This is a genomic window from Streptomyces sp. NPDC052043 (assembly GCF_044548235.1).
GTDB lineage: Bacteria > Actinomycetota > Actinomycetes > Streptomycetales > Streptomycetaceae > Streptomyces.
On the sequence record NZ_JBIUBT010000004.1, the window covers coordinates 191,691 to 208,435 of the forward strand.

Consider the following 16,745-nt stretch of genomic DNA (forward strand, 5'->3'; position numbering starts at 1 on the left):
GGAGCGAGGAGCACGGGACCCATGAGCCTCCGCGCACGCATCAACTCCCCGGAGGAGAAAGGCAGCCGGGGAGAGGACGGCCATCTCGTCGCCTCCTACCGGGCCAAGCTCCTCGAGGAGATCGACCTCGCGGAGATGAGCTCGCTGGCCGCCGCCGAGCGTCGGGTGCGCCTCGAGCGGGTGCTCGGGCACATCATCAGCCGGGAGGGCCCGGTCCTGTCGACCGTGGAGCGCTCGCAGCTGATCCGCCGGGTCGTCGACGAGGCCCTGGGCCTGGGCATCCTCGAACCCCTCCTGGAGGACGCCTCCATCACCGAGATCATGGTGAACGGGCCCGACGCGATCTTCGTCGAGCGCGGCGGCCGGGTCGAGCAACTGCCCCTCCGCTTCGCCTCCGACGACCAGTTGATGCAGACCATCGAGCGGATCGTCTCGACGGTCAACCGCCGTGTGGACGAGTCGAATCCGATGGTCGACGCCCGCCTGCCCTCCGGCGAGCGCGTCAACGTCATCATCCCGCCGCTCTCCCTCACCGGCCCCACCCTCACCATCCGCCGCTTCCCGCGCTCCTTCACCCTCCAGGAGCTGATCGGCTTCGGCTCGCTCGACGAGCACATGCTGTACCTGCTGGCGGGCCTGGTGCAGGCGCGGTTCAACGTCATCGTCTCGGGAGCCACCGGCACCGGCAAGACGACCCTCCTCAACGCCCTGTCCGGCCTGATCCCCGAGGGCGAGCGCATCATCACCATCGAGGACTCCGCCGAACTCCAGCTCCAGCAGGCGCACGTGATCCGGCTGGAGTCCCGGCCGCCGAACGTGGAGGGCCGCGGCCGGGTCACCATCCGCGACCTGGTCCGCAACTCGCTGCGCATGCGCCCCGACCGCATCGTCGTCGGTGAGGTCCGCGGCGGTGAGTCGCTCGACATGCTCCAGGCGATGTCGACCGGCCACGACGGCTCGCTCGCCACCGTGCACGCCAACAGCGCCGAGGACGCGCTGATGCGCCTGCAGACCCTCGCCTCCATGTCCGACGTGGAGATCCCCTTCGTCGCCCTGCACGACCAGATCAACAGCGCCGTCGACGTGATCGTCCAGCTCACCCGTTTCGCCGACGGCGCCCGCCGCGTCACCGAGATCGCCCTGCTCGACAGCCACGGCAGCGAGCCGTACCGGCTGGCCACCGTGGCCCGCTTCGCCGCACAGCCCATGGCGGCCGACGGCCGGATCTACGGCGCCTTCGAGTACCACCCGCTGCCGCGCCGCACCGCCGACCGCCTCTACATGGCGAGCCAGCCCATCCCCCAGGCCCTCGGCGTCGCCCAGTCCGCAGACCAGCTGGCCACCCGAGAAGCCAGGTAGGAACCGACCCCATGGATCTGAGCACCCTCGTCCCCCTCACCACCGGCGTCACCCTGCTGACCTGCGTCCTGGCCGTCGCGGGCCTGCACGCCTACACCTCGGGCAAGGCCCAGCGGGCGGCCCTCGTCGACCGGCTCTCCCAGACCGGTCAGGTCCCGGTCGGCCGGCGGCGCCGCTTCCCCGCCCTGGACCGCCGCCTGCGCCGTACGAAACTCGGCCGCAGGCTGGAGCTGAGGCTCGCCGCGACCGGTCTGGACGTCACCCCGGGCGAGTTCTTCGTCTACATGCTCGCCACCGTGGCCGCCCTCTGGCTGATCGGCCAGGCCTCGCTCGCCCCCTTCTTCGGCCCGCTGGCCGGCCTGCTCGGCATCTGGGCGGCGCTGCAGTTCCTCAACTGGCAGCGCCAGAAACGGATCGAGAAGTTCATCAACCAGCTTCCCGAACTCGCCCGCATCCTCGCCAACGCCACGCAGGCGGGCCTGGCCCTGCGCACCGCGGTCGGCATGGCGGCGGAGGAGCTGGAGGCCCCGGCGGGCGAGGAACTGGCCAAGGTGGCCCACCAGCTGGCGCTCGGCGCGTCGATGGACGACGCTCTCGCGGAGCTCACGGACCGGCTGCCCTCACGGGAGCTGGTCGTCCTGGTCACCACGCTGGTCCTGTCCAACCGGGCCGGCGGCCAGGTGGTGAGCGCCCTGCGCAACCTCACCGAGACCCTGGAGGAGCGCAAGGAGACCCGCCGCGAGGTCCGCACCCAGCTCTCCCAGGTCAACATGACCTCCTACGCGGTCCCCGTACTGGGCATCGGCGCGCTGTTCCTCATGAACGGCGTCAAGGCCGGCGCCCTGGACCGCATGACCGCCTCCCCGATCGGCCAGGGCGCGGTGATCGTCGCGTTCGCGCTCTACGCCGTCGGCTTCGTCCTCATCCGCCGCATGTCCCGCATCGACGTCTAGCCCGGTTCCCGGAAGGAGGGAAGAGGGATGGCACTGCTGCTCGCACTCGTGATGGGCCTCGGCGTCTGGGGCGTCTTCGCCGGCATCCGCATGTACCGCGCCGACGCCCGCCTGCCCGGCGACCTGGCCCTGGCCCTGGAGGTGGGCTCCACCCGCACCGGCGCGGTGGACTCCCTCGTCGACCGCCTCGGCATGCGCTACGCCCCCGCCGTGCTGCGGCTGATGGGCCCCAAGAGGGTGGCGAAGTACCGCCGCAAGATCGACCTGGCGGGCAACCCGGGCGGTCTCACGATCGACCGGTACGCGGCCCGGCGCGCGGTCTACGGCTTCCTCGGGGGACTCGGCGGACTGGTGTTCCTCCTGCGGGGCCAGATCTTCGTGGCCCTGCTCCTGCTCGCCTTCGGCGCCTTCTGGACCGAGGTCGGCATCTGGTCGGCGATCCGCATCCGCAAGGACGTGATCGAGCGGACGCTGCCGGACTTCCTCGACGTGCTCGCGGTCGTGGTGAGCGCGGGCCTCGGCTTCCGCCAGGCCCTGGACCGCGTCGCCGACAAGTACGAGGGCCCCTGGGCGGACGAACTGCGCATCACCCTGCGCCAGATGGACCTCGGCATGAGCCGCCGCCAGGCCTTCGCGGAGCTGCGCCGCCGGAACGACTCCGAACAGGTCGCCATGTTCGTCACCGCCCTCCAGCAGGGCGAGGAACTGGGCGCCCCGATCGTCGACACTCTCGTGGCCCTCGCCAAGGACATGCGCCGCACCGACGCGCAGAACGCCCGCCGCAAGGCTGCCCGCGCGGTCCCCAAGGCCACCATGATGATCACCACGTTCATGGTCCCGGCCACGATGATCCTCCTCGGCGCCGGCCTGATCCTCGGCTCGGGCGTGGACTTCGGCTCCCTCACCGGCGCGGGCAAGTAGGGGAGGGCGACGACGGCCATGGCGACGACGGAGGAACGCACCGGGCTGCTGCGCCGGCGCCCGAGGATCCCCGAGATCACCACCCCTCCGGCGGGCACGGTCCTGCCGGCCCACGTCCGCACGGGCGCCCCGGACATCCCGGTGACGTCGGTGACGCCGGCGCTGCCGCCGGGGTGGGAACCGGCGGAGGCGGCGACGCCCGGGGAGGCACCGCCGCCGGCGGTGCCGCAGCAGCCGCACGGACGGTCGGCCGCCGACGGCGCGCGGGCGCCACAGGGGCCACCCGCACCCGGCGACGACGGCCGCACGGAGGGTGCCGGTGCGGGTGGCAATCCGGACCCTGCCGAAGACCGGGTGCCCCCAACGCAACCTGCGGAGCCACCGGCACCCGATCCGGAGAGACTGCAGATCAGCGCGCTGCAGGCGATGTGCCGCCACGTCTTCGCCTTCCGCCTCGCGATGATCGCCCTCGCCGCCCCCGTCGCCCTTCTCCACGCCGCCCCCGGGCTGGCCACCCGCCTGGTCAGCGCCGCGGTCGTCGTCACCTTCATGGGCTCCTACGTCCTGTTCAGGGACTGGGAACGCTTCGGCCCCCTGCTCCTGCGGCACCCCACGCTCCTCGCCCTGGACATGCTCTTCGGCGCCCTCCTCCTGATCGCGGCGGGCCCGGACAGCACGCTGGCCTACGTCAGCGTCTGCACCCCCCTCCTGGCCGGCCTCGTCTACGGCTGGCGCGGGGCGGGCCTGTTCGCCGCGTTCCAGTCGCTGATCCTGCTCCTCGCCTCCACCAGCTCCAGGGAACTGTCCCCGGACCTGGCCCAGGCCACCCTCCTGCCCGGCCTGTGCGTCATCGCGGGAGCGGCCGGGGTCACCCTGCGCAACCTGCTGCTCCGCTTCGGCGCTGCCACCCAGGCCCTGACCACGGTCCAGGCCCGCCTCGCCGTCACCGAGGCGGTCGGCGCCGAACGGGCCCGGCTGGCCCGCGAGATGCACGACTCGGTGGCGAAGACGCTGCACGGCGTGGCCATGGCCGCCGACGGCCTGGCGGGCTCGGCGGGCGCCGACCGCATGGATCCGGACCTGGTGAAGCAGCAGGCGGAACTGGTGGCCCGCTCGGCCCGCCGGGCGGCCGCCGAGGGACGCGAACTGCTGACCGACCTGCGCCGCGAGAACGACCCGGAACACGGCACCGACGTACTCGTGGAACTCACCGCCCGCACCCGCGACTTCGCCTCCCGAACCGGCCTGCCCGCCACCTGCCGCCCGACCGGCGAGCCCGGAGTGCCGCCGGTGCCGCCCGCCGTGGCACGCCAGCTCCTGACCATCGCCTCGGAGGCGATGGAGAACGCCCACCGCCACGCGGAACCCACCCGCGTCGAGGTGCGCGCGGGCGTGCACGGCGACCTGCTGCGGATCAGCGTCTACGACGACGGCCGCGGCCTGCCGCCCGGCACCAGCCTGGAACAACTGCGCCGCGCTGGCCACTTCGGCCTGGTCGGCATGGTCGAGCGGGCAGCCTCGGTCGGCGCCCGTATCCGTATCGGCCGCGGCACCCACCCCAAGGGAACGGAGGTCCGCCTCGAACTGCCCCTGGGAGCCCTGACGACACCGACCGCATGACCGTACGACCACCCATCCCTGCTCCACGACCCAGAGAGGAGGCCGCCGCCGTGCCGGACCAGACGACTCCCCACCCCTTCGAGGGCTTCCCACCGCCCGCACCGGCCGCGCCCCTGCGCGTCGTCGTGGCCGACGACAACCCCGTGGTCCGCGCCGGCCTGACGGCCCTGCTCTCCGGCCGCGCGGACATCACGGTGGTGGCCGAGGCCGCCGACGGCCGCGCCGCCTGGGAGGCCGCCCAGCAGCACCGTCCCGACGTCGTCCTGCTCGACGTCCGCATGCCCGGCGTGGACGGCCTGTCCGCGCTGCCGCACCTGGTCCGGATCGCCCCGGTCATGATGCTGACCTACAGCAGCGAGTCGGAGATCGTCCAGGAAGCGCTGCGCCTGGGCGCGGGCGGCTACCTCGTCCACGGCGAGTTCACGGCCGACGAACTCGTCACCGCCGTCCGCGACATCAAGGAGGGCAGGGCCCACTTCACTCCCACGGCGGCGGGCGCCCTGGTGGCCCGGGTGCGCCAGGACCAGCCGGCGGCGGGTGCGATTGCACACGACCACACCTTCCCAACGCCCCCTGAACCAGCCATTTCCGCCCAACATCTTTCGCGATTGCAACCAAGTGTGGGACAGTCTTCGCCTGGATGGACAGGGGGTGGCCGTCCGGCCGCCGTCGACAGGTCGAGGTTCCAACTCAGCGCGAGGGAGGCGGAGATCATGGACCTCATCGCGACCGGCATGACCAACCAGCAGATCGCCGCCACCTGCTTCATCAGCGAGAAGACCGTCAAGAACCACATCAACCGCATCTTCGCCAAGCTGCACAGCACCAGCCGCGCCGAGGCCGCCGCCAAGTGGCTGGGCACGGCCCCGGGTTCCACACGAGGACTGGGGTGACCCGTGATGGCGACGGCACGGGGGAAGCGGGGCTGGGTCTCCCTTTGGGCCCGGGATTGGGTCCGGGGACCCTCCGGCGGACGGGCTGTTCCGGCATACGTTTCCGGTGTCGCAAGCGGCACCGAGACCAAATCCGGAGGGGAACACCATGAGCGACCTGATGCTGAAGACCGCGGTGTCGGCCAAGGCCCGCGTGAACGGCTGGAAGAACACGACGGTCGAAGCGATGCAGCGCCGCGCCGGCGACAGGGGGCAGACCGCGGTCGAGTACCTGGGCATCATCGCGGTGGTGGTGGCGATCGTGCTGGCGATCACGGGGACGAGTATCGGTCAGTCGATCCTCGACGCCATCACGCAGAAGATCTCCGAGGTCACCGGCGGCTGATGCAAGCTCGTCGGTACGACGACTCAGGGCAGGCTTTCCCCATCTACATCACGGTGGTGGGGGGCCTGCTTTTTCTCGCGTTCGCATACCTGGCGGTCGGCCAGGCGGCGGCCAACCGGAACGGGGCGCAGACGGCGGCCGACGCGGCGGCACTGGCGGCGGCGCAGGACACCCGGGACCAGCTCGCGGGCAAGTGGGTCGACAGCGTGCTCGATCCGACCAAGTGGCAAGACCTCCTTGACGGCAGGGCGGCGCAACTGGACGGCTGCTGGCGTGCGTACCAGCTCGCGCAGCAGAACGAAGCCCATGTGGACAGCTGCTGGCCGTCGTTGTTGAGGTACACGGTGTACGTCCAGACCGACAAGTCGGTAGGGAAGTCCATCGTCCCCGGTACCGAGGACAAGCATTCCAGGGCGCATGCCAGCGCCGTCATCAAGCCGCTGTGCACGTTCGACCCGCCCCTCGGCGATTCCGAGGACACGGACGTACTCCCGCGACTCACCTGCGAGAACAACAGGTACTGGGACCTCGATCCGCACCATCTCACGGACCTGCCGCGACCCGAGGACCTCTTCGACGTCCATTTGGTCGACTGACAAGCGAACGACGAGTGACGAAGGAAGCAGAGCGATGAGCATTCGGTTCACTGCAAAGGCCCGGAGGGGGTTGGTCGCGCTGACCGTGGCGGCCGGGTTGGCCCTCGGTGCGGCCGGTTGCGGCGGTGGGGACGACAAGAAGCCGGATACGTCGGCATCCACCTCCAAGGGTGGTGGGTCCGAGCCGAGTGCCCAGGAGGGACAGTCAGGGGAGCCGATGGCTGAGCTGACAGGACCCGACGGGCTCCTCTTGCAAGTCACCGAGGCCAAGCGTGACACGGGTGGATTCGTCACTGTGAACGGGAACTTGAAAAACGACGGTGCTAAGTCAGCGGTCATCCCGGCGCGAATGAGCGGTGACGAAACAGAGATCATCAAGCATGGTCAATCCCTTGGTGGAGCCACTCTCGTGGACGCGAAGGGTAAGAAGCGCTATTACGTGCTGCGGGACACTGATGGACGGCCACTGACGACGATCGGGCTTACGACGATCAAGTCAGGCCAGACCTTCCCCGTCTTCATGCAGTTCCCGGCCCCGCCCGCAGACACCACGGAAGTCGCTCTGCAACTGCCGACCTTCTCCAGCGCCACCATCCAGATCTCCGGGTGAGGCCCCGATGACCCACACCCGCCTCACCGTCGCCCTCACCGCCGCCGGCGTCATGACCGTCGCGAACCTCTACGGTGCCGTGGCCGCCCGCGCCGACAGTGGCCCCAGCGTGCCTCCGGGCACCGAGCCCTCCGCCTCCGCCCCCGTGAAGGTCGACCCGAGCGACCCCGACCTCAAACTGCCCGAGGGGGCCACCCTCGCCGACCCCAAGGTGCTGGACATCAAGTCGGTGGTCGAGGAACAGGGCGGTGAAGAACGCCGTGAGGACACCAACACGGACGTGACGTTCGCCCTCCAGGCCGAGGTGCTGTTCGCCAAGGACAGCGCGAAGCTGAGCAACCAGGCGAAGGCCCGGATCGACACGATCGCGCAGGAGGTCAAGAAGCAGAAGGCGAGTCAGGTCCGCGTCTTCGGCTTCACGGACAACCTCGGCACCCACGCGCACGGCGTGGTCCTGTCCAAGCAGCGCGCCAACGCCGTCCAGGACGTCCTCTCCCAGGAGCTGAACGACCCGAACATCACTTTCGACGTGCGCGGCTACGCCGAGCAGTACCCCATCGCGGACAACTCCACGGAGGACGGCCGCAAGAAGAACCGCCGAGTGGAGGTCACGTTCCCCCGCAACCAGAACTGACGGCGTGCGCCGCCGGCCTACAGCAGGTGATCGGCCCTCCCCGCCTTGATCTCCAGGATGAGGGTGCGGAGGGCGTCCCGGCTGTCGGTCAGGGGGCGGTCCTCCTGCCCGGCGACGGCGATGTAGGCGTTGCCTTCCGTGTCGGTTCCTATCCGGAAGCAGTTGTTGCCCTCGCCGCAGTACGGGTCTTCCCAGTTGATCTCAGCCACGGTGGCATCCTCACAGCTCGCGGGCGACGGTTCGGATGACGTCGCGTGAATCCGCCGGAGGCAGCGCCGCGTCGTCCATCCAGTCCAAGTGGGCACGGTACTTGGTGAGCTGCGCTTCCGCGCCGGTGAATTCCGGACCATGTGCAGAGTCCAGTTGCACGGTGTCGAGTTGAGGAACCGCGCCGTCGGCGTAGAGCAGCGCATGTCCCGCCCCCGGGAATCCACTCACGCTCGCCGGGATCACCCTGACGTCGATGCCGTCCTGCTCGGAGCGGGATGCCAGACAGTCCAGTTGGCGTCGCGTCACGTCGTCGCCGCCGAACCGCATGCGCAACGCGGCCTCATGGACGTACGCGCTGTACGGCAGAGGATCGGGTCGCTCGAAGACCTGCTGGCGCTCTCTGCGATGGGCGACGCGCAGCTCAATTTCGAGCCGACTCAACTGCGGCAGCACGGCGCCGAAGACGCCACGGGCGTAGTCCTCGGTCTGTAGCAGTCCGGGCACGTGCATGAACTGCACCGTGCGCACCCGCGTGGCATGCCACTCCAGCTCGGCGATGTCCAGAAGCCCGGCGGGCAGGGTCCCCCGGTGCTGCTCCCACCAGCCTCGCTCCTTGCCCTCGGCGATGGCGACCAGCGCGTCGACGTAATCGCTGTCAGCGCAGGAGTAGTTGCAGGCCAGCGTGCGAATGCGGTCCGCCGAGAAGGGCCGGATGCCGGACTCCATGTTGGACAGCCGAGTCCGATCGATACCGAGCAGGCCGGCCGCGTACTCGGTGGTGACTCCCGCTGCGAGCCGCATCTTCCGCAGCTCGGAACCCAGACGCTTCTGACGTTCCGTCGGCGTACGCCTCGTGGCCATGCTGCCCTCTTTCGCGCTGTGGTCGCCCACAGTCTGCCCGGCGGGCACCGCCACGGTCCATCACACGTTGGGGGCAATTGCCCCCGAATCTGGTGGACACTGTGATCCCCCTGCTCTTACCGTCCGTGACAGGTCGAATACGGCCTACGCTCGCTGTGGACGGAAGCGCATCACTCAGGCCACGCCAGGCCCGGGTGACAGGCCACCGTGCGCGCGGAGCGACAACCCATCTACCAACCAGGGGAGTTGCCATGCCCGTACTCACCACCTCCGCCTGCCTGCCCTACACCCCCACCGACCCGCCACCCGCACCCCCCACCCCCGAATCCCTCACCTACAGCCTCACCCTCCCCGCAGACCCGCGCACGCCCGCGATCGTCCGCGCGACGCTCCGCACGGTCCTCCAGGCCCACGGCCTCGCCGACATGACCGAGGCCGCCGTCCAGGTGGCGAGCGAACTCTCCGCCTGCGCCTGCCGTTTCACCCCCTCGCTCGAGGTGTACGTCCGGCTCCGCTTCCGGGACGACGCCCTGCGCGTGGTGCTCTACGACGCGCACCCGCGCCACGCCCACCCCCGCCTCGCCGCCGCCTGCGACGCCCGCCGCCGCTCGGCGCTGCGCCTGCCCGCCTGCGTGGTCCGCGCATGCGGCGGCGACTGGGGCTTCGGCGACGCCCGCGACCCCGGCGGCGGCACCCGCACATGGGCGGTGCTGCCCAGGGAGGGCACCCACACCTACGCCGCCGCCGCCCAAGCCCGGATGCCCGCGCCGGAGTCTGTGTCCCGCTTGTTGTGACGTTGGGGCTGTCTCAAAGTCCCCGAAGTGGGCGCTGCGTCGCACTCGTCGGGGTCAGGGGCATCCGAGGGCCTGGCGGAGGGGGAGCAGGATGGAAGGGGGGTCGTGGGTGTCGGCCCATGTGAAGCGTAGGAGGGTGAGGGTGGGGAGGAGGGTGACCAGGCGGTTTTGGCGGAAGCGGTCCTGGTAGAGGGCGTGGGGGGTGCTGTGGGGGGCTTTGCCGTCTGTCTCGATGCCCACCAGGTGGGTGGGCCAGCCCAGGTCGATGCGGTAGGAGCGGTTTTGCTCCGGGTCCGGGATGTGCCACTGGAGGACGGGCGGGGGGAGGCCGTCGTCCAGGCAGATGAGACGTACCCGGGTTTCCAGGGGAGACTCGGCTCGGGCGTCGGCCAGGCCCAGCCAGGTCCGGGCCCTGGGCGCATGGGGGCGGCCGGAGAGGTGGGCTGGGATGGTGAGGAGGTCGGGCTTGGACAGCAGGCGCAGATGGAGGGCCGAGTCCAGCACGCTCACTGCCTCGACGCGGGGGAGTTGGAGCAGGAGGTCGGCGCAGGTGCGGGCCGGGGTGGTGAGAGGGATGCCGCGCAGTGTCATGCGGGCGCTGGGAGGAACGGCGCTCCGGTGGACGCGGACGCCTGGACGGCTGCGGATCTCGTGGCCCGGTGGAGCGGCCAGGTGCAGGGTGCCGTCGTCCCTGGGGAGGCCCTCGATGCCCAACAGGCGACCGGCTGTGATGCCTGCGGCCACCACCTGTGGGCCGCAGGTGAGGAGGGTGCCGCGTACTCGGGAACGCAATGACGGTCCCCGGTCGTCCCACCCCACCCAGTAGCTGCCCCGGGTCAGCGGAACCCACTGGCCCGACCTGATCATTCGCCGCACGGTGTTCCGATCGGCGCCGGCTGACTTGAGTTGTGAGCTCGTCAGTACCCAGTCCTGCCGCGAGGCAGTGGCGCGGACACGTCGGAGGAGTTCGCTGCTGATCGTCATGCCGCACTATCGCCTGAGGCTCGGACGGTTCGCCTGGGGCTGTGGATAACTCACGGGCAGCAGACACCGCGAACACCGCGGACGAGGCTGTGGGTGGGAAGGTGGAGCGCAAGCGCTGGTGGTGACGCCGCCGTCCCAGGAGCGTCCCGTGGTGATGCCGCCGCCGGGCCTCGCCCCCTACTCCGCCTCCTCCTCCACCTCCTCCTGCGCCTCCACCGTCACCAGCACCCCCGCCCGCAGCCCCCACGCCGCCATCGCCCCGGCCTCCGCCTCCAGTACGTGGCGGGAGCGCGGGCGGGGCAGGCCGAGGCGGTTCGGGCGCATGGTGACGACGGTGAGGACGCGCAGGTCGCGGTCGAGGTAGGCGACGTCGATCGGGATGCGCATGCGGAAGGTGTGCACGCTGCCCGCGGGGGAGAGCAGGATCGCGCCGTCGACGGCGTCACGGCCCAGCAGGCCCTTGGTGCGGGCCCGGTAGGAGGTCGCCAGTTCCAAGGGGACCGTCACCGGCGCCGCGCCGTGCACGATCAGCCTGCCCCGCCCGTCGCGCCAGCGTCGTCCCATGCCGAACCGCCCTCCCGTTGAATCCTGTGCGTTCTGCGCGTCCTGTGCGTTCTGTGCATCCTGTGTCCTGTGTCCTGCTGACCGACCGTATCTGCGGGGCGGTGGGTCCCGCATGGGTCCACGGGCCCATGCCCCTCGCGCACGCCGCGGCTAGGGTCCGGGCGTGCGCGTACTGGTGACCGTCGTGGCGGTGTTGTGGGGTGCGGGGACCGGGCTGCTGCTGCCCCGGGCCGTTCACCGGTTCTCGGTCGGCGCCGGGGAGGCGTGGAACGCCCGGTGCCCCGGCGGGCATCCGATCACCGGCGCGTTCGGGGGCTGGGTGGGCCGGGCCCGCTGCACGGACGCGGCGGTCGGGTGCGGACCGTACGGGCCGAGCACCCGGGGCGTGGCCGCCGTGACCGCGCTCGTCTGCGCCGCGCTCGCCGCCGCCACCGGGCCCCGCCCCGAGGCGGCGGTCTGGCTGCTCGCCGCGCCGGTCGGCGTGCTGCTGGCGCTCGTCGACCACCGTGTGCACCGGCTCCCGGACGTGCTGACGCTGCCGCTGGCCGCCGCGACCGCCGCCCTGCTCGCCGTCGCCGCCGTACTGCCCGCCGCCGTGGGCTCCTGGCCCACCGCGCTGCTCGGCGGACTCGCCCTCGGCGCCGCGTACTTCGTGCTGTTCCTCGTCAACCCGGCCGGCATGGGCTTCGGCGACGTCAAACTCGCCCTGGCGCTCGGCGCGGCCCTCGGCTGGTACGGCTGGCCGGTGCTCGTCCTCGGCGCCTTCGCCGGACTGCTCTACGGCGCCTGCTACGGCCTCGGTCTGGTGGTGCTGCGCCGGGCGGGCCGCAAGTCGGCCGTCGCGCTGGGGCCGTTCATGCTCGCCGGGGCCCTGACGGGCCTGCTGCTGGGGGCGTTCGCGGTGGCGTGAGCGGTTGCACGTGGGATCGCCCGCCCAGGGGTCGAGGCTGACACGGTGATCCTCCGGGCGGCCGGCCGGGGACGAGCGGCCGACCCCGAGTGCTGACGCGGCCGGCCCCGGGAGCTTCGTCCGCTTCACGGCCGGGGAGCGCGCGCCCGTGCGCCCGTATATCGGAGGCGGCGGGAGGCCGTTGTGAGGGACGATCACCCGTATGGCAGACCGTCAGCGCCGTTCCGCACGCTCCTTCGAGGACCTCGTCGCCGAGGGAGCCGCCGTTCCCACCGAGGGGTGGGACTTCTCGTGGTTCGCGGGCCGGGCCACCGAGGCGCGGCCCACCTGGGGGTACGCCGTCTCGATGGCCGCCCGGCTCGCCGGCGCCCGCGCCGTGCTCGACGTGCAGACCGGCGGCGGGGAGGTCCTCGACTTCGCGCTCGGCCGGGCCGCGCACAGGCCCGCGCTGCTCGCCGCCACCGAGGACTGGCCGCCGAACGTGGCCAGGGCCACCGCACTGCTCGGCCCGCGTGGCGTCGTGGTCGTCGACTCCCCGCAGGGCGCTCCGCTGCCGTTCGGCGACGGCGCCTTCGACCTCGTCGTCAGCCGGCACCCCGTACGCCCGCACTGGGCGCAGATCGCCCGCGTTCTGGAGCCCGGCGGGACGTACTTCGCGCAGCACGTCGGGCCCGGCAGCGTCTTCGAACTCGTCGAGTACTTCCTCGGGCCGCAGCCGGAGGAGACGCGCACCGCCCGCCACCCCGACCGCGAGCGCGCGGACGCGCGGGCGGCCGGTCTGGAGGTCGTCGACCTGCGCGCCGAACGCCTGCGCATGGAGTTCCACGACATCGCCGCCGTCGTGCACTTCCTGCGCAAGGTGGTCTGGATGGTCCCCGGGTTCACCGTCGAGGCGTACGAGCCCCGGCTGCGGGCGCTGCACGAACGGATCGAGGCGCACGGCCCGTTCGTGGCGTACAGCACGCGCCACCTCTTCGAGGCGCGCAGGGCGAGGTGAACACGCGCGTCGGGGCCGCCCGTTCCCACATCGTTACCGCCTGCCCCTCGCGTCACCCTTTCCCCCGCCCGTAAAGTTCAGACCAAGGGAATTCGCGCGAGCAAAGCCGCGCGGTCGGTGCCGCGTGGTGGAGGGGGCTGCGCGGCGCCGTGGCCCTGATGGCGGTATCCGCCCGGCCCGGAGGACTGGTGCGGGGCGGTGCCGCCGGCGTCAAGCGGGCGTTCGCGCCCCGGTCGCCCCTGGGAGGGATGCGGGGGCAACACGCCGCGCGCCCCCTGAAGGGCCGAGCCTCTTCGCTTCCCGCCGGACCCTGTCCGCTGGGCCGCCGATTCCGTCACGATCCGGCCGTGACCAGGTGCGGAATGGCGGATTCCGACGCTCCCCTACGCTCTCCATACGTCGCCGGGTGACTTCGGAGAGTAATTTTGTCGCGTCTGGGCACACAGTAGCCCTTACGAAGGGTTATGGTGGAAACCCCCCCTCGGGCCGGTCCGTCTCCCCCCCACGGACCGGCCCGTTTTCTTTGGGAGCCGCGGGGGGCGCGTCTGATACACCCATGGGGGGTCGTGCCTGGCACACCCGCGAGAGCCGCGCTGCGCACCAGGGCGCGCACCGCGCCCTGTTGAGGGACGCTTGGATTGCCGGGGGTAGGCTTCGCCCCCGGGGACCGCTCATACGGGCCAGGCCGCCGCACGGACAGGGAACGCCCCCGGCCGCGCCTGTCCGATCCATACGGAGGGGCTGACGAACACGTGAACCTGCGCGACAAGCTGCGTGGCCTGCTGGTCAGGCTGTACGCACGCCGGGTGGAGGGCCACCTGGACCCCGCTCAGGTGCCCAAGCACATCGGCGTCATCATGGACGGGAACCGGCGCTGGGCGAAGGCCGCCGGTTCCACCACCGCCCAGGGCCACCGGGCCGGCGCGGACAAGATCGAGGAGTTCCTCGGCTGGTGCACCGAGACGGACGTCAAGGTCGTCACTCTCTGGCTGCTGTCCACGGACAACTTCGACCGGCCCCAGGAGGAGCTCGTCCCGCTCCTCGGCATCATCGAGGACGTCGTGCGCACCCTGGCCGCCGACGGCCGCTGGCGCGTCCACCACGTCGGCACCATGGACCTGCTGCCGCCGGTGATGCAGGCCACCCTCAAGGAGGCCGAGGAGGGCACCGCCCACGTCGACGGAATAGTCGTCAACGTCGCCATCGGCTACGGCGGCCGGCAGGAGATCGCCGACGCCGTGCGCTCCATGCTCCTCGACGCCCACGACAACGGCACCTCCATGGAGGACCTCGCCGAGTCCGTCGACATCGACATGATCGGCCGCCACCTGTACACCAAGGCCCAGCCCGACCCGGACCTGGTCATCCGCACCAGCGGGGAGCAGCGGCTGTCCGGATTCATGATCTGGCAGACGGCTCACTCCGAGTACTACTTCTGCGACGTCTTCTGGCCGGCCTTCCGCAAGGTCGACTTCCTGCGCGCGCTGCGCGACTACGCGGCCCGGGGCCGCCGCTTCGGCGGCTGAGCACATACCCCTTCCGTCACCCGGGTGTCACCTCTTCACGATGAGTTCATTCGTGCGTCGTTCCGCTTATTTGCATGGCGGCGCATCTTCGAGGGCATAAGGCAAACAGGTCGACACCCGAACCACGGGCGTCGGATCTCAGCGGGCGGCCCCGGGTCGTCCGCCCGGGAGGCCCTTTGTACGAGCCCGACCGTGCGGTCTCAGCACGGACGAAGACGTGGGTGGCCGGTTCTCGGCCCGCCGTGTGCGGGGGCCGTCGACCGGCCGGCTTGCTCCCGCCCGCGCAGCCCGGCCTCCATCTCGTCGCTCCCCGACCTCATCCGAGGGGGTACGTCCTTCCGTGGTGACCAGCACAAAGCGCCACAAGCCAGACCGGCGCACCTACGTTCTCGACACCAGCGTCCTGCTGGCGGACCCGAGCGCCCTGACCCGCTTCGACGAGCACGAGGTCGTGCTCCCCATCGTCGTGGTCACGGAACTGGAGGCCAAGCGGCACCATCCCGAACTCGGCTACTTCGCCCGGCAGGCCCTGCGCCTGCTGGACGACTACCGGGTCCGGCACGGCCGCCTCGACGCCCCCATCCCGATCGGGGACCTCGGCGGAACGGTCCGGGTCGAGCTGAACCACTCGGATCCCAGCGTGCTGCCCACCGGCTACCGCCTGGGGGACAACGACTCGCGCATCCTCGCGGTCGCCCGCAATCTCCAGGCGGAGGGCTACGACGTCACCGTCGTGTCGAAGGACCTGCCGCTGCGCATCAAGGCGTCCTCCGTCGGCCTGCTGGCCGAGGAGTACCGCGCGGAACTCGCCATCACCGACTCCTCCGGCTGGACCGGGATGTCCGAACTCACTCTGCCGGGTGAACAGGTGGACATCCTCTTCGAGGAGGGGCACCTCCACGTCCCGGAGGCGTCCGAACTGCCCGTGCACACCGGACTGACGATCCAGTCCGAGCGGGGCAGGGCCCTGGGCCGTGTCACGCCCGAGGGCGGAGTCCGCCTGGTGCGGGGCGACCGGGAGGCGTTCGGCATCAAGGGGCGCAGCGCGGAGCAGCGGATCGCCCTGGACCTGCTGCTCGACCCGGACGTCGGGATCGTGTCGATGGGCGGCCGGGCCGGCACCGGCAAGTCGGCGCTGGCGCTGTGTGCGGGTCTGGAGGCGGTCCTGGAGCGCCGTCAGCACCAGAAGGTGATGGTCTTCCGTCCGCTGTACGCCGTCGGCGGGCAGGAGCTCGGCTATCTGCCGGGCACCGAGGCGGAGAAGATGAACCCCTGGGCGCAGGCGGTCTTCGACACGCTGTCGGCGGTCACGTCCCGGGAGGTCATCGAGGAGGTCACCGCGCGCGGGATGCTGGAGGTGCTGCCGCTCACCCACATCCGCGGCCGGTCGCTGCACGACGCGTTCGTGATCGTGGACGAGGCCCAGTCGCTGGAGCGGAACGTCCTGCTGACCGTTCTGTCCCGGATCGGGGCCAACTCGCGGGTGGTTCTGACCCATGACGTGGCGCAGCGGGACAATCTGCGGGTCGGTCGCTACGACGGTGTCGTCGCCGTCGTGGAGAAGCTGAAGGGTCATCCGCTCTTCGCGCACGTGACGCTGACCCGGTCCGAGAGGTCCCAGATCGCGGCGCTTGTGACCGAAATGCTGGAGGACGGGCACATTTGATCGAATGCGCACACCTTGAAGGGGTGGTGCGGGAGTTGGCGCCGTCCGGCAAAGGGCCTGAGCCTAGCCGGGCGGCGTCCGCGTTTGTGGGAGTTCGGGGAAATTCGCTGGGCCGAATGGGGTGTGAGCTTTCACACGCAACTCGGAATTGCCTTGCGGCGTTGGATTACGGCAGAGTCTCACTCCTGTCAGGCCCCGCATACGACACATCCGTACCGCCAGCGGTACGGCGGCACTTGAGCAGCGCTCCAACTCCATAGCG

The 16,745-nt window shown here is 71.0% G+C and carries 18 protein-coding genes; 14 read left to right on the forward strand and 4 right to left on the reverse strand.

Annotated features, from left to right (window positions below; all coding sequences use genetic code 11):
- The first annotated feature begins 21 nt into the window (after nucleotides 1-21).
- The 9 genes from ACIHCX_RS12145 (at nucleotide 22) to ACIHCX_RS12185 (ending at nucleotide 7,971) form a co-directional block, all read left to right on the forward strand.
- Nucleotides 22-1,359: a CpaF family protein gene (locus ACIHCX_RS12145; protein ID WP_400028847.1), complete on the forward strand. Its 1,338-nt coding sequence runs from the start codon at nucleotides 22-24 to the stop codon at nucleotides 1,357-1,359.
- 11 nt (nucleotides 1,360-1,370) lie between these two features.
- The gene (locus ACIHCX_RS12150; protein ID WP_400028848.1) at nucleotides 1,371-2,312 is read left to right on the forward strand and encodes a type II secretion system F family protein; all 942 of its coding nucleotides are present in this window, start codon (nucleotides 1,371-1,373) and stop codon (nucleotides 2,310-2,312) included.
- A gap of 27 nt (nucleotides 2,313-2,339) precedes the next feature.
- Nucleotides 2,340-3,233, forward strand: a complete 894-nt coding sequence (locus ACIHCX_RS12155) for a DUF5936 domain-containing protein (protein ID WP_400028849.1) — start codon at nucleotides 2,340-2,342, stop codon at nucleotides 3,231-3,233.
- A gap of 18 nt (nucleotides 3,234-3,251) precedes the next feature.
- Nucleotides 3,252-4,853 carry a sensor histidine kinase gene (locus ACIHCX_RS12160; protein WP_400028850.1) on the forward strand — a complete coding sequence of 534 codons (1,602 nt, stop codon included), beginning with the start codon at nucleotides 3,252-3,254 and terminating at the stop codon, nucleotides 4,851-4,853.
- Between the two features lie 50 nt (nucleotides 4,854-4,903).
- Nucleotides 4,904-5,746 carry a response regulator gene (locus ACIHCX_RS12165; protein WP_400028851.1) on the forward strand — a complete coding sequence of 281 codons (843 nt, stop codon included), beginning with the start codon at nucleotides 4,904-4,906 and terminating at the stop codon, nucleotides 5,744-5,746.
- A 148-nt stretch (nucleotides 5,747-5,894) separates the two neighbouring features.
- The gene (locus ACIHCX_RS12170; RefSeq protein WP_400028852.1) at nucleotides 5,895-6,131 is read left to right on the forward strand and encodes a Flp family type IVb pilin; all 237 of its coding nucleotides are present in this window, start codon (nucleotides 5,895-5,897) and stop codon (nucleotides 6,129-6,131) included.
- Nucleotides 6,131-6,727, forward strand: coding sequence for a pilus assembly protein TadG-related protein (locus ACIHCX_RS12175; RefSeq protein WP_400028853.1), 597 nt, complete (start codon nucleotides 6,131-6,133; stop codon nucleotides 6,725-6,727). The genes ACIHCX_RS12170 and ACIHCX_RS12175 overlap by 1 nt, the downstream gene beginning before the upstream one ends.
- 34 nt (nucleotides 6,728-6,761) lie before the next feature.
- Nucleotides 6,762-7,337: a hypothetical protein gene (locus tag ACIHCX_RS12180; protein ID WP_400028854.1), complete on the forward strand. Its 576-nt coding sequence runs from the start codon at nucleotides 6,762-6,764 to the stop codon at nucleotides 7,335-7,337.
- A 7-nt stretch (nucleotides 7,338-7,344) separates the two neighbouring features.
- On the forward strand, nucleotides 7,345-7,971 hold the full coding sequence (locus ACIHCX_RS12185; protein WP_400028855.1) for an OmpA family protein: 627 nt from the start codon (nucleotides 7,345-7,347) through the stop codon (nucleotides 7,969-7,971).
- 17 nt (nucleotides 7,972-7,988) lie between these two features.
- On the opposite strand, the gene ACIHCX_RS12190 is transcribed toward ACIHCX_RS12185, so the two are convergent.
- Both ACIHCX_RS12190 and ACIHCX_RS12195 read right to left on the reverse strand, forming a co-directional pair.
- Complete coding sequence (locus ACIHCX_RS12190) at nucleotides 7,989-8,180, reverse strand: hypothetical protein (RefSeq protein WP_400028856.1); 192 nt, start codon at nucleotides 8,178-8,180, stop codon at nucleotides 7,989-7,991.
- A gap of 10 nt (nucleotides 8,181-8,190) precedes the next feature.
- The gene (locus ACIHCX_RS12195; RefSeq protein ID WP_400029221.1) at nucleotides 8,191-9,042 is read right to left on the reverse strand and encodes a helix-turn-helix domain-containing protein; all 852 of its coding nucleotides are present in this window, start codon (nucleotides 9,040-9,042) and stop codon (nucleotides 8,191-8,193) included.
- Nucleotides 9,043-9,293: 251 nt separating this feature from the next.
- Here ACIHCX_RS12195 and ACIHCX_RS12200 point away from each other — a divergent pair, with 251 nt between their 5' ends.
- Nucleotides 9,294-9,836: an ATP-binding protein gene (locus ACIHCX_RS12200; protein WP_400028857.1), complete on the forward strand. Its 543-nt coding sequence runs from the start codon at nucleotides 9,294-9,296 to the stop codon at nucleotides 9,834-9,836.
- 54 nt (nucleotides 9,837-9,890) lie between these two features.
- Here the strand turns inward: ACIHCX_RS12200 and ACIHCX_RS12205 are convergent, their stop codons facing one another.
- Nucleotides 9,891-10,820, reverse strand: coding sequence for a type IV toxin-antitoxin system AbiEi family antitoxin domain-containing protein (locus ACIHCX_RS12205; protein WP_400028858.1), 930 nt, complete (start codon nucleotides 10,818-10,820; stop codon nucleotides 9,891-9,893).
- Between the two features lie 177 nt (nucleotides 10,821-10,997).
- Nucleotides 10,998-11,384, reverse strand: a complete 387-nt coding sequence (locus ACIHCX_RS12210; RefSeq protein ID WP_400028859.1) for a DUF192 domain-containing protein — start codon at nucleotides 11,382-11,384, stop codon at nucleotides 10,998-11,000.
- Nucleotides 11,385-11,547: 163 nt separating this feature from the next.
- On the opposite strand from ACIHCX_RS12210, the gene ACIHCX_RS12215 reads away from it, so the two are divergent.
- The 4 genes from ACIHCX_RS12215 to ACIHCX_RS12230 all read left to right on the forward strand — a co-directional run bounded on the left by ACIHCX_RS12215 (nucleotide 11,548) and on the right by ACIHCX_RS12230 (nucleotide 16,483).
- A complete protein-coding gene (locus ACIHCX_RS12215; protein ID WP_400028860.1) occupies nucleotides 11,548-12,294 on the forward strand; it encodes a prepilin peptidase in 747 nt (248 codons plus the stop codon).
- A gap of 202 nt (nucleotides 12,295-12,496) precedes the next feature.
- On the forward strand, nucleotides 12,497-13,291 hold the full coding sequence (locus tag ACIHCX_RS12220; RefSeq protein ID WP_400028861.1) for a methyltransferase domain-containing protein: 795 nt from the start codon (nucleotides 12,497-12,499) through the stop codon (nucleotides 13,289-13,291).
- Nucleotides 13,292-14,043: 752 nt separating this feature from the next.
- Nucleotides 14,044-14,817: an isoprenyl transferase gene (locus tag ACIHCX_RS12225; protein WP_400028862.1), complete on the forward strand. Its 774-nt coding sequence runs from the start codon at nucleotides 14,044-14,046 to the stop codon at nucleotides 14,815-14,817.
- Nucleotides 14,818-15,157: 340 nt separating this feature from the next.
- A complete protein-coding gene (locus tag ACIHCX_RS12230; protein WP_400028863.1) occupies nucleotides 15,158-16,483 on the forward strand; it encodes a PhoH family protein in 1,326 nt (441 codons plus the stop codon).
- Nucleotides 16,484-16,745 lie beyond the last annotated feature (262 nt).